9 protein-coding genes are annotated in these 12,050 nt (G+C 70.9%); 6 read left to right on the top strand and 3 right to left on the bottom strand.

From position 1 onward, the window contains the following. Positions 1-2: 2 nt before the first annotated feature. Positions 3-851 carry a hypothetical protein gene (locus tag ACWCOV_RS14380; RefSeq protein ID WP_449829684.1) on the bottom strand — a complete coding sequence of 283 codons (849 nt, stop codon included), beginning with the start codon at positions 849-851 and terminating at the stop codon, positions 3-5. Positions 852-985: 134 nt separating this feature from the next. On the opposite strand from ACWCOV_RS14380, the gene eccCa reads away from it, so the two are divergent. The 6 genes from eccCa (at position 986) to ACWCOV_RS14350 (ending at position 10,162) form a co-directional block, all read left to right on the top strand. Continuing rightward, positions 986-5,014: a type VII secretion protein EccCa gene (gene eccCa / locus ACWCOV_RS14375; protein ID WP_449829683.1), complete on the top strand. Its 4,029-nt coding sequence runs from the start codon at positions 986-988 to the stop codon at positions 5,012-5,014. After that, positions 5,011-5,415, top strand: a complete 405-nt coding sequence (locus tag ACWCOV_RS14370; protein WP_449829682.1) for a hypothetical protein — start codon at positions 5,011-5,013, stop codon at positions 5,413-5,415. Before eccCa ends, ACWCOV_RS14370 begins: the two co-directional genes overlap by 4 nt. A gap of 1 nt (position 5,416) precedes the next feature. Then, positions 5,417-6,466, top strand: a complete 1,050-nt coding sequence (locus tag ACWCOV_RS14365) for a DUF6177 family protein (protein ID WP_449829681.1) — start codon at positions 5,417-5,419, stop codon at positions 6,464-6,466. A 28-nt stretch (positions 6,467-6,494) separates the two neighbouring features. After that, complete coding sequence (gene eccD / locus ACWCOV_RS14360; protein ID WP_449829680.1) at positions 6,495-7,817, top strand: type VII secretion integral membrane protein EccD; 1,323 nt, start codon at positions 6,495-6,497, stop codon at positions 7,815-7,817. A gap of 12 nt (positions 7,818-7,829) precedes the next feature. Then, the gene (locus ACWCOV_RS14355; RefSeq protein ID WP_449829679.1) at positions 7,830-9,419 is read left to right on the top strand and encodes a hypothetical protein; all 1,590 of its coding nucleotides are present in this window, start codon (positions 7,830-7,832) and stop codon (positions 9,417-9,419) included. Positions 9,420-9,604: 185 nt separating this feature from the next. After that, positions 9,605-10,162 (top strand): Rieske (2Fe-2S) protein, encoded by a 558-nt coding sequence (locus ACWCOV_RS14350; protein ID WP_449829678.1) that lies wholly within the window; start codon positions 9,605-9,607, stop codon positions 10,160-10,162. Positions 10,163-10,214: 52 nt separating this feature from the next. Here ACWCOV_RS14350 and ACWCOV_RS14345 read toward each other — a convergent pair whose 3' ends face one another. Next, a complete protein-coding gene (locus ACWCOV_RS14345) occupies positions 10,215-11,435 on the bottom strand; it encodes a S8 family peptidase (RefSeq protein WP_449829677.1) in 1,221 nt (406 codons plus the stop codon). A gap of 147 nt (positions 11,436-11,582) precedes the next feature. After that, positions 11,583-12,038 carry a DUF6194 family protein gene (locus ACWCOV_RS14340; RefSeq protein ID WP_449829676.1) on the bottom strand — a complete coding sequence of 152 codons (456 nt, stop codon included), beginning with the start codon at positions 12,036-12,038 and terminating at the stop codon, positions 11,583-11,585. Positions 12,039-12,050 lie beyond the last annotated feature (12 nt).

Here is a 12,050-nt window from a genome sequence, read left to right as displayed (position 1 = left end):
GGCTAGCGGCCGAAGAGGTGGCGTAGCCACGTCCGGCGCGGCTGTGGCTTCAGGGCGGCGGGGAGTACGGCGCTGGGCGGTGTGGCGAGCGTCACCGGGACCTGGACCATTTGGTCGCCCTGCAGCCAGTAGAGGTCGGGGGAGCACTGGTCCGGGGCCCCGCGGTAGCTGTCGGCGACCCAGCGGGCCAGAGCGTCGGCGCGCTCCTGACCCGCGTCGGCGGGGCAGTAGGCGACGGTGCTCAACCGGGGCACGCCGATCAGCACCCCCGCGCCTATGGATGCCTGTGGCAACAAGTTCTCCCGGTCGACGATCGCCATCGACACCAGCGGGTCGCTGTCCCGGCTGAGGATCGAGATCCCGTCCCGCTCCTGCGGCACCAGGTCGGCGATCTCGTCGAGCGTGAGCCGCACCGGCGAGGGCACGCCCGGATCCCCGAGCCCCAGCATGGAACGCCGTACGACGGTCAGCCGCCGGAGCTCCTCGCCGGTCCGGACGAACACGACCACCTCGAAGTGGTCGCCGAACGGCAGCAGGGCGTCGGCCACCGGGCCGGCCGTGCGCGCCGACCAGCCGCGCTGCACGAGCAGCGCGCGCTGGCGTTCCGCGACGTCGCCGAACCGGTGCTCCTGGGTGGCGAGCTCACCCTCGGCGACGACCGCGCGCAGCCACGCCTCGATCTGCTCGGGCCAGCGTTCCTGTGGTAGCTGAAGGCAACGATCGACGATCTCGCCGACGCCCACCACCGCGGACATCTGCAACGCGCCGCGTCCCCAGCCGACCTCGACCGTGCGCTGTGTGGCGTCCACCACGCAGCCCGGCAGCCAGATCGGCGCCAGCTCCGCAATCATTTCGACCACGGTGGAATCGTTCGTGCCTGTCATTCGATGACCTCACCCACCACTACAGTGTCTCGCACGTCCGTCGGTAAGAAGTACGAAGTCCCCCGCGCAACCGCGGGCTGGTCCAGCGGAGGAAAACCTTAGTGGCAAGCCGGATCGTGCACCGCCCGGCGCGGCGCACACCTGCCCCCGGGGTGCAGCAGCAGCGCGTGATCGAGGTCGCGCCGAGCCTCGGAGACGGCGGAGGCGGCGGGGGTGGCGGCGGCGCGCTGCAGATGCTGCTGCCGATGGTGGGCAGCATCGGCTCGGTGGCGATGATGACGATGGGCCGCTCCGGCCCGATGGTCATGGTCGGTATCGGCATGCTGGGGCTGACCCTGGTCGGCTCGGTCGGCGGGATGCTCGCGTCCCGCGGCAGGGGCGGCAAGGACCGCAAGAGCCAGCGCACCCGCTACCTGGACTACCTCGAGCGGATGCGCGACGACTTCGCCAAGGAGGAGCGCAAGGCCCGGGCCCAGGCGCTCGAGCTGAACCCGCCGCCGGACGCGCTGCTCGACTGTGTGACGGACGTCTCCCGGCTGTGGGAGCGGCGCCGTACCGACAGTGACTTCCTGCAGCCGCGGTGCGGCAGCGGACGGGTGCCGGTGGTGCCGGCGACGGTCGGTCAGGGCGGTTCCGCGATGGAGCCGCCGGACCAGTTCATGATGGCCGAGGCGAACGCGCTGGTCCGGCGGTTCACCGAGATGCCGGACATGCCGCTGACCGTCCCGCTGGACCACGTCGGCAACGTCAGCATCGTCGGGGACCGCGAGGGTGTGGTCCGGGTCGCCCGCTCGCTGCTGGTGCAGACGGCGGTGTTCCACGCGCCCGAGGACGTGATGATCGCGGCGGCGTACCCGCCGGCCGCGATGCCGGACTGGCACTGGCTGAACTGGCTGCCGCACGTGCAGGACGCGGAGCGCAAGGACGGCCCGACGCCGTTCCGCCGGATCGCGGAGACCCCGCTCAAGCTGTCGCGGCTGCTGTCCGACGACCTGAGCGAGCGGGTGCAGTGGGCGACCGAGTCGCGCCGCGGGTCGGTGGCGTTCGAGGACCGCCGCCGGCTGACCCGACGGCTGCTCGTGCTGCACGACACGTACGGCGACGTCGCCGCCGAGGTTCGCCCGCAGGCCGACGACTCGCTCGTTCCCGGTGAGCTCGGGGTCACCGTCCTGCACCTGGTCTCGGACCGGCTGCAGGAGCCGAGCTCGGTGACGATGCGGATCACCGTGTACGGCGACGAGGTCCGGATCGAGGACCTGCGCGGCCAGTACCCGATGGCCGCCAGCGGTCAGGTGGACCGGATGGAGGCGCCGGTCGCCGAGGGCATTGCCCGGGAGCTGGCGCCGCTGCGGCTGTCGGCGGAGTCGCTGGACGAGGACGGGCAGCACGACGACGTCGACTTCATGGGCCTGATCGGGATCACCGACGTGGCCAAGCTGGACTTCAACCACCTGTGGCAGCCGCGGTCCGACCGGGCGTTCCTGCGGGTGCCGCTCGGCGTCGACGACAGCGGCGCCGTCGTACTGGTCGACCTGAAGGAGTCGGCGCAGCTCGGTATGGGCCCGCACGGCCTGTGCGTCGGCGCCACCGGTTCCGGCAAGTCCGAGGTGCTGCGGACGATGGTGATGGCACTGATGGCCACCCACAGTCCCGAGGACCTCTCGTTCGTCCTGGTCGACTTCAAGGGCGGCGCCTCGTTCGCGCCGTTCGAGCGGGTGCCGCACGTGGCCGGCATCATCACCAACCTGCGCGACGACGCCAGCCTGATCGAGCGGGCGTACAAGAGCCTCGAAGGCGAGGTGCTGCGCCGTCAGCAGGTGCTGAAGGACGCCGGCAACATCGCCAACATCACCGACTACCGGCTGCACCGCCGGCAGAAGCCCGACATGCCGCCGCTGCCGCACCTGTTCGTGATCATCGACGAGTTCGGCGAGCTGCTGAACGAGCGGCCGGACTTCATCGACCTGTTCCTGTCGATCGGCCGGATCGGCCGGTCGATCGGTGTCCACCTGCTGCTGTCCAGCCAGCGGGTCGAGTCGGGCAAGCTGCGCGGCCTGGAGACCTACCTGTCGTACCGGCTGGGGCTGCGGACGTTCTCCGAGGAGGAGAGCCGGACGGTGCTGGACACCACCGACGCCTTCCACCTGCCGCCGCTGCCGGGCTTCGGGTTCCTCAAGGTCGACACGAGCGTCTACCAGCGGTTCCGGGCGGCGTACGTGTCCGGTCCGTACGTCCCGCCGAACGACGAGGTCATCGAGGACGAGGGCACGGGCGTGCGGCCGCACGAGCTGACGCCGTACCAGCTGTCCGAGGCGGAGCTGGAGGCGGCCAAACCGGCCGCCGAGGCGAAGGCGACGGAGCGTACGACGGGGCCGACGGAGCTGAACGTGTTCGTCGACCAGGTACGGCGGGCCGCGCAGCAGGTGCTGAAGATCTGGCTGCCGCCGCTGCCGTCCGCGTGCACGCTGGACGCGCTGGGCGGCCGGGCGGACTACGTCGACGGCCGCGGCCTGCAGCTGGCGGTCCGGGCGCCGCAGATGAAGCCGCCGGTCGGTGTCGTCGACGACCCGGCGAACCAGCGCCAGGAAGTCTTCCGGCTGGACCTGACCCGGGCCGGCGGGCACGCCGCGATCGTCGGCGGTCCGCAGTCCGGCAAGACGACCGCGCTGCGGACGCTCGTCACCTCGCTGGCGCACACCCACACCCCGCAGGAGGTCGCGATCTACGCGCTCGACCTCGCGGGCGGCGGGATGCAGGCGCTGTCCGAGCTGCCGCACGTCGGCGGCGTCGCGCTGCGCACAGACCGGGAGCGGATCCGGCGGACGGTCGAGGAGATCCGCGCGATGATCGACCACCGCGAGCGGGTGTTCCGCAACCACGCCATCGACACCATGGAGGGCCTGCGGAAGGACCACGCGGCAGGCCGGATCCAGGAACTGCCGACCGCCGACGTCGTCCTGGTGATCGACAATTTCGGCGCGATCCGGACCACGTTCGACGAGCTGGACGAGCCGATCACCGACATCCTGCAGCGGGGCAGCAGCTATGGCGTGCACGTGGTGGCGTCGATGATGCGCTGGAACGACGTCCGGATGCAGAACCAGGCGATGTTCGGCACCATGCTCGAGCTCCGGCTGAACGACCCGTCGGACTCCAACATCGACCGGCGGCTGCAAGAGGTGCTGCGCAAGGCCGGCGCCGGCCGGATGCTGGTGCCGGGCAGCAAGCTGTACGCGCAGTTCGCGCTGCCGCGGGTGGACGGTGTCGCCGACGACGAGAACCTGTCGGAGATCCTCGAGACCCAGGCGGTGTCGGTGCGGTCCACCTGGCAGGGCCCGCGCGCCCCGCAGGTCCGGATCCTGCCGCTGCAGCTGCCGCGGGACCAGGTGGCCGACGAGATCCGCGAGCCGGCCGTGGTGCCGATCGGTGTCGACGAGCGCGCGCTGGCCCCGGTGTACCTGGACCTGGGCGGCCGCGACACCAACCTGGTCGTGTTCGGCGACAGCGGCTCCGGCAAGACCAACATGGTCCGGCTGATCGTGCAGCAGCTGATCGAGCGGCACGCGTCCGAGCAGCTCGTGTTCGCGGTGATGGACCCGCGGCGCGGCCTGCGCGAGTTCGTGCCGGAGGCGTACGTCGGTGGCTACGCGCCGACCGGCCGGGTCGCTGCCGGACTGGCGGCCGGAGTGTCGCAGGAGCTGGCGAAGCGGATGCCGGACGACTCCGGTGCGATTCCGGAGGCCGGTCAGGGTGGCCCGCGGATCGTCGTACTGGCCGATGACTACGACCTGTTGACCTCGGGCGGGCAGTCGCCGATGGACCCGTTCCTGCCGTACGTCGCGGCCGGCCGGGACATCCGGCTGCACTTCATCGTGACCCGGCGCGCCTCGGGTGCGTCGCGGCAGCTGTACGAGCCGTTCCTGTCCGCGGTGATGGAGTCCGGAGCGGCCGGCCTGGTGCTGTCCGGCGAGCGCAGCGAGGGCCAGCTCTTCACCGGCGCGTACCCGGGCGACTACCCGCCCGGCCGCGGTTTGTTCGTACGACGAGGCGACGGGCCACAACTGGTCCAGACGGCCCTGGCCGACCCGGTCCAGGCCGCCAGCCACAGCAGCAGCGGAGGAACGACATGACCTACGACCTCGTCGCACTCGTCGACGGACGTCCGTCGAGTGCCGACGTCCTGGCCGGCCTGGCCGCCGCGGGGGAGGAGCTCGGAGTCCGCGCGGTCAGCGGCGGCGCCGTCGTCCAGCTGTGCGGCGAGGACAACCTGCCGCTGGTGTCGATCGAGCTGCCGCTGCTGATCCAGGTGCCGGGCGAGGTGGAGCGGATGCTCGGCACGACCGTCGGGACGGTGGACACGCCGGCCTGGTGGGTGGAGATCCGGGCCACCGCGCGGGACGGTGCGCGCGAGGTCGCGGAGCAGTACGCGACAACGCTGATCAACCGGCTGGGCGGCAAGGTCTGGACCTCCGACGGCGTCCGCACCGCCCGGCACGAGACACCGCAGAACGCGAGCGAGGGAACCGACTGAGATGCCGAACGACCTGATCTTCAGCCCGGGCGTCGACCTGATCACGGAGAACGTCGCCGTCGTCATGCAGGACCGCCCGGTGATCGGCATGTCGGCCTGGCTCAGCGACGCGCTGACCTCGGCGAAGATGGCCCAGCGGGACGTGCAGCTGGTGACGCCGAAGACCTCCAGGCTGACCTGGCCGGTCCGGTCGACGCTGTTCAAGGGCGCGTTCTCGAAGTGGGTCGTCACCGGCGAGGACGGTGAGTACTTCGACGGGCTGAACGGCGTCCGGCTGAAGTGGAACGGCGACATGTTCATCGCCCGCTCGGCGGTCAAGCCCGGTGAGCAGAGCTCCGACCTGCACCCGGACTTCGTCGTCCAGGAGGATCCGTTCGGCCAGTTGCAGTTCACCGTGCGGGTCCGGCACAAGCCGGTCGACAGCCTGGTGCTGGGCCGGGTCGCCGAGCGGTTGTTCACCGCGGCCACCGGCAACGGCCCGGCCGGCTGGTCGACGTCCGAGCCGGTGACCCAGCCGTGGAGCCCGGAAGCGCTGACCGAGTACTGCCGGGACCGGGCCCCCGAGCCGACCTGGCTGATCCTGGCCGGGCAGCCGGGCGCGGAGTTCCGGCCGTCGGTCGGCACCCTCGAGGCCCGCCGGACCAAGTCCGGCGTGGACGAGACTGTCACGCTGGCGGTCGCCCAGCCCGGGATGGAGTTCCCGGGCATGCACAAGGTCGGCGAGTGGATCGACGAGATCGCCGACGACTTCGAGCTCGTCTCGGCGATGGTGATGGGCTCGTACGGCGAGGCCGACGGCACCTACGCGCCGCGGTTCGTCGGGATGGCCTGCCCGATCGGGATGGCCGCCGGGAACGAGGCGGTCCGCGCGTCGAGCCTGAGCGAGATGCTCACCGTCGAAGGGATCAGCAAGGCGCTGGCGATCGGGCCGGCGCACGCGCCCGCGGTCTGGTACCCGATCGGGGACGGGCGCAACCCGCGCGACTGGGAGACCTACGCGACGCTGATGAAGAAGCTCATCCCGGCCGACGCGCTGGCGGGTAAGCGGTGACGAACGACCAGAACAGGAGTATGCAGGCATGAGCACCTACAGCCGGGTGACGGTGATTGGCCAGCGCCGGCGGCTGGACGCCGTACTGCCTGCCGACGAGCCGCTCGGCGTGCTGCTCCCGGATCTGCTGCGGATGCTGGACGAGCCGCTGCAGCAGACTCCGCAGCGCCGCTTCCTGACCACCGCGTCCGGGGTGCTGGTGCCGCCGGAGGGGACGCTCGCAGCGGCCCAGATCATCGACGGCTCGGTGCTGCGGCTGGCCGCCGAAGGCGAGCTTCCACCGCCCCCGACCGTGTACGACGTGACCGAGGAAGCGGTCGAGGACCTCAAGCGCCGCGGCTCGACGTTCAAGCCCGCGCACCGGCGGGTCCTGGCCGGCGCCGGGCTGGTGTTCTCGGTCGTCGCGGGCGCGATCTCGCTGCTGGTCGCGGCGCCGAACGTGCTGACCGGCGTGGTTCTGCTGGTCCTGGCGGCGATCTGCGCCTTCATCGGAATCGCCCTGGGCCGGTCCGGCAACAAGGTCGTCGCGATCCCGCTGGTCACGGTGGCGACCGTCGTACTGGCGCTGACGGCCGCGTTCTGGGCGCTGGACGCCGGCTGGAACGTCGGGCTGTCGATCGCCGTCGGCGCGTTGTGCCTGGCGTTCGGTCCGATGTTCTATGCGGCTGCCGGAGTGGCCGGTGGCGGTGTGGTCGCGGGCGCGACGGCGATCCTGTTCGTGGCGATCTGGATGGTCGGCGCGGGCACTGGGCTCGATGCGGATCGCATCGGCGCACTGGCGGCGTTGCTGGCCGTGCTGCTGCTCGGTCTGCTGCCGCGGCTGGCGCTGGCGTTGTCCGGGCTGTCGGGTCTGGACGACCGGCGTGCGGCGGGTCAGGAGATCATGCGCGGCGACGTGCAGGCTGCGCTCAACGCCGCACACCTCGGCCTGGCCTTGGCGGTCGTGCCGATCGCGGTGTCGTCCGCGGTGGCCGGGATCATGCTGCTGCGTCAGGGCGGGGCGTGGGCGGTCGCGCTGGCGCTGGTGCTGGCGTTCCTGCTCGCGTCGCGGTCCCGGCTGTACCCGTTGGTGAGCGAGGTCGCCGTACTGTTCGCGGCCGCGTTCACGATCGTGTCGGGGTGCGTGCTGATCGCGGCGGTGAACGGTCAGGGCGGCGCGTTCATCGCGCTCGGGCTGCTGGTGCTGGTGGCGATGTTCTGCGCGTTCGGTCTCAGTTTCGCACCGGCGGAGCATGTCCGGGCGCGGCTCACCCAGCTGCTCGACTATCTTGAGGTCGGGGCGATCATCGTGACGGTCCCCCTGGCGCTGGGAGTCTTCGGCGTCTACTCCGACCTGCTGAACGCGTTCTGACGACCGGATGGAATGACTGAATCGAACTGGCAGGGTGACATGCTGCGCCGGATGGCGGAGCAGTCACCGGCCGAAGACCCTGACCGCCCGGACACCCCGCCCGCCCCGCCCCAAGCTCCCGCTGGGCAGGGCGGGCCTGCGATGCCTCCTGCACCTCAGCAGGGCTACCCGCAGCAACAGCCGGGTCCGCCGCAGCAGGGAGTGCCTCCGCAGCAAGGTCCTTATCAGCAGGGGCCGTATCAGCCGGCGTACGGGCAGCAGCCACCGCCGCCGCCTCCTCCGGAGTACCACCAGCAATATCCGCAGCAGTACCCACCGCAGCAGTACGAGCAGCAGCAAGCGCCGCAGCAGTACGAGCAGCAGGCGCCGCCTCAGCAGTACCCACCCCAGCAGTACCCACCTCAGCAATACCCACCGCAGCAGCCCTATCCGCCGGAGCAGTACGCAACGCAGCCGCCGTACCCGCCGCAGCAGGGCTATCCACCGCAGCAGGGGTATCCGCCAGAGCACGGGTATCCGCCGGAGCAGTATCCGCAGCAGGGGTACCAGCAGCAGCCGCCGCCCTACCAGCCCGGGCCGTACGACCAGCAGCAGTACGCGCCGCCGCCGTACGAGCAGTACCCACCGCAGCCGCAGTACCAGCAGCCGGCGCCGTACGAGCAGTACCCGCCGCAGGGGCAGCACCACCCCGGGCAGGTGCCGCACGAGGACTACTACGACCAGCAGCCGCCACAGCAGCACGGCGGAGGCTGGGCTGCCCCGCCACCGACTCCTCAGTCGGACCAGATCGGCACGCCGATGCCCGAGCCGGAAGGCGACTCGGTCTTCCGCCGGTTCCGCCGGATCGCGTCCGAAGCGGCGTACCTGGTCGGCGCCTCGGGCCGGATGCAGCGCGACGTCGACAACATCGCGACCATCCGCCGCCCGATCGCGATCATGCGCCGGGTCGGCGTCCTGAGCCCGGTGACCAACGGCGGTACGTCGACCGTCACCGCACTGCTGTCCACCATGCTGGCCGCACAGCGTTCCGACCGGGTCGTCGCGGTCGACGCGGACCCGGGTGGCGCCGAGCTGTCCCGGCGGCTGGAGCTGGCCGTCGGCGCCGGCCCGATCGAGCGCGTGACTCTGGTCCGCAGCGAGGGCACCGCCGAGGCCGTGCGTACGACGCTCGCCGAAGCGCAAGGCCAAGGGTCGCGGGACGTCGGGCTGGCCGTGGTCGACTGCCCGGGCGGCATCTTCGACGAGGTGGGCAGCGAGATGGCCGGCTCCGGCCACTGTGCTGTCGTGGTGCTGCCGTCCGTGCGGCACGTGGCCGAGTACTGCCTGTCGCAGCTCGACCAGCTCACACCGGACGGCCAGGACGTGCTGCTCAACCGCGGCATCATCGTCATCACCGTGGTCGAGAACGTCGACCCGGCATCGGTGAGCTGGCTCGTGGAGGCCTTCCGCCAGCGCGGTATGGAGCCGATCGTGCTGCCGTTCGACCTGCACATCGCCCAGTCGTGGCCGCTGTACAGCGAGCAGTTGCAGTCCGACACCCGCCGTACCGTCCTGGAGCTGGCCGCGCGGGTCGTGGAGACCGTCACCCGCACTGCCGGCTGACGCACAGCCGGTTCCCAGCAAGCCTCAAATCCCGGTTGAATCCGGAAAAGGTGCTCAAACGCTGAACCGTTCGGGTGATCCGGTCGTTTGTCCCGGTATCCGCCCCGTACTTGAGGGGCCGGGTAGAAAGCTAAGAAGCAAAGCGTTCAACTACTTTGACCGGAAGCTCCTGGAGGTCCAGATTCATGAGCGATGACACCATGGCCCCACCGACAACCCCTGAGGCTGCGCCTGCCGCGGACGACCTGCGCGACCGGAGGTCCGTGCTGCGCTGCGCCGCGATGGTCGCTCTGGCCGGCGCAGGCGCTCCGATTCTGGCCGCCTGCGGTGGGGGAGACGACGCGGGCTCGGCCGGCACCACCGGCACCAGCTCGGCGCCGACGACGAGCGCACCGTCGAGCGCGCCGTCGTCGACCGCCCCGTCCTCGAGCGCTCCGGCGACGACGGCGGGCGGAACGGTGCTCGGCCCGGCCTCCGACGTGCCGGTGGGCGGCGGGAAGGTGTTCACCGAGGCGAAGGTCGTGGTGACGCAGCCGTCCGCGGGTCAGTACAAGGGCTTCTCGGCCGTCTGTACCCACCAGGGCAACCCGATCGGCTCGGTCGAGGGCGGAGAGATCGTCTGCCCGTTCCACAACAGCCACTTCAGCATCACCGACGGCAGCCCGGTCAGCGGTCCGGCCCAGAGCCCGCTGCCGGCCGTCAACGTCGCCGTCCAGGGCAGCAACATCGTCCAGTCGGCCTGAGACGGGCGAAGAGCCCGGCCCCGGGGGGGCCGGGCTCTTCACCTACAGCAGGTCAGCCCTGGTCGGCCGGGTCGGCCTTCCCGACGAACAGCAGCTTGTTCGGCGAGCCTTCGCCCGGGTCGCCCACCTTGTCCGGCGTGGACGCGCCGACCAGCGCGGTCGTCACATCGGCCGGCGTGGCGTCCGGGTGGTCGGCCAGGTAAAGCGCGATGCCGCCGGCCACGTGCGGCGTGGCCATCGACGTACCGCTCATCTTGGCGGTCGACTCCGGGTCGGTGATGCCGACGGACTCGACGTCCACACCCGGTGCGAACAGGTCGACGCACTTGCCCCAGTTCGAGAACGACGCCTTCTGGTCCTGGTCGTCGGTCGCGCCGACCGTGATCGCGGACGGCTCCCGGGCCGGCGAGCCGCCGCAGGCGTCCGCGCTCTCGTTGCCGGCGGCAACGGCGTAGGTGATGCCGGCGTCCACCGACGCCTTCACCGCCGCGTCCAGCGCGTCGTCGGCGCCACCGCCGAGGCTCATGTTGGCGACCGCGGGCTTCTTCGCGTTCTTGGTCACCCAGTCGATCCCGCCGATGACGGACTCGGTCGAGCCGGAGCCGCTGCAGTCGAGCACCCGGACGCCGAACACCTTGGCGCCCTTGGCCAGGCCGTACGTCGTGCCGGCGATGGTGCCGGCCACGTGGCTGCCGTGGCCCATGCAGTCGACACCGTTCTGGCCGTCGCCGACGGTGTCGGTGCCGACCGCGGCGCGGTCGCCGAAGTCCTTGTGCGCGGCGTAGATGCCGGTGTCGATCACGTAGACGTTCACGTTCTCGGCGGCGCTGGACGGCGTGAACTTCGTGTCCAGCGGCAGGTCCCGCTGGTCACTGCGGTCGAGTCCCCACGGCGGGTTGTCCTGGCTGACGGTGATCTTCTGGTTCTGCTGGACGAACGCGACCCGCTTGTCGCCGGCCATCTTCTTGGCCTGCTCCGCGGTCATCGTCGCCGAGAAACCCTTGACCGACGCGTCGTACTGCTTGCGCACCTTCACGTCGTAGCTGCTGGCCAGGCCGGCGTTGGTGGCGCGGGTCTCGGCCTGGCTGCGCTGGCCGGCCAGCACGACGATGTAGCTGTCCGGGATGGCGTTCGCGCTACCGGCGCCGCGGATGCTGACACCGGTGTCCGGTGCGGCGTCACTACCGGCCGCGGTGGCGACGATGCCGGTGGCGGCGAGCGCGGATGCGGCAAGTGCTCCCAGCACGGCCCGCGGTCTGCGGATGGGGGACATGGGCGGCTCCCTCGAGTCAGCGCAAGGCCCAGTTGCCTCACGCAAAGGTCCTGCGCATCTACCCTGGGTGACACGCTAGGGAGTCCGCCCATCCCAACCGGGGGTCAAACCGGGCTTATGAGGCAAGCCGCAACACGACCGCAAGGTTCAGTTGGTTTGGCGGGCCCGGTGCTTGGCGTACTTGCGCGCGGCGAACTCGTGGGCCTCGGTGAGGAGGTCCTGGAGTGGAGCCGGGTCGGTGGGGGAGACGATGCAGACCCAGTGCTGCGAGGCATAGAACGGGTGCGGCATCAACTGGTCGCGGGCGGTGTAGTCGTGACCGGAGTCCAGCACCCAGTCCGCGTCCCGCTCGGTCGGCACGGCGCCGAACAGCGAGGTGTACGTCGCCTTGGTCAGGCCGATGTTGAGTCGCCAGGCTCCGGGCTCGTCCAGCCGGGACACGGTCTCGTAGTGGTCACCGGTCACGATCGTCGCGAACGGCTGCTGCCGTTCGGGCGGCAGGTCGCCGTCGGGGTCGTAGAGGTAGAACAGGTCGTCCTGGGCCTCGAGGATCCGGACGCCGTCGTACCTCTTGATCAGGAGGTCCATCTCGTCAACTGTCATGCCTTCAAGTGT

This window comes from Kribbella sp. NPDC002412, from assembly GCF_053592935.1.
This window is presented reverse-complemented; position numbering and strand designations above follow the sequence as displayed.

Bases quoted from the DNA above. Each gene is read 5' to 3' on its own strand.
- eccD (WP_449829680.1), top strand. From the start codon at position 6,495: ATGAGCACCTACAGCCGGGTGACGGTGATTGGCCAGCGCCGGCGGCTG.
- ACWCOV_RS14350 (WP_449829678.1), top strand. From the start codon at position 9,605: ATGAGCGATGACACCATGGCCCCACCGACAACCCCTGAGGCTGCGCCT.
- ACWCOV_RS14380 (WP_449829684.1), bottom strand. From the start codon at position 851: ATGATTGCGGAGCTGGCGCCGATCTGGCTGCCGGGCTGCGTGGTGGAC.
- ACWCOV_RS14370 (WP_449829682.1), top strand. From the start codon at position 5,011: ATGACCTACGACCTCGTCGCACTCGTCGACGGACGTCCGTCGAGTGCC.
- ACWCOV_RS14340 (WP_449829676.1), bottom strand. From the start codon at position 12,038: ATGACAGTTGACGAGATGGACCTCCTGATCAAGAGGTACGACGGCGTC.
- ACWCOV_RS14365 (WP_449829681.1), top strand. From the start codon at position 5,417: ATGCCGAACGACCTGATCTTCAGCCCGGGCGTCGACCTGATCACGGAG.
- ACWCOV_RS14345 (WP_449829677.1), bottom strand. From the start codon at position 11,435: ATGTCCCCCATCCGCAGACCGCGGGCCGTGCTGGGAGCACTTGCCGCA.
- ACWCOV_RS14355 (WP_449829679.1), top strand. From the start codon at position 7,830: ATGACTGAATCGAACTGGCAGGGTGACATGCTGCGCCGGATGGCGGAG.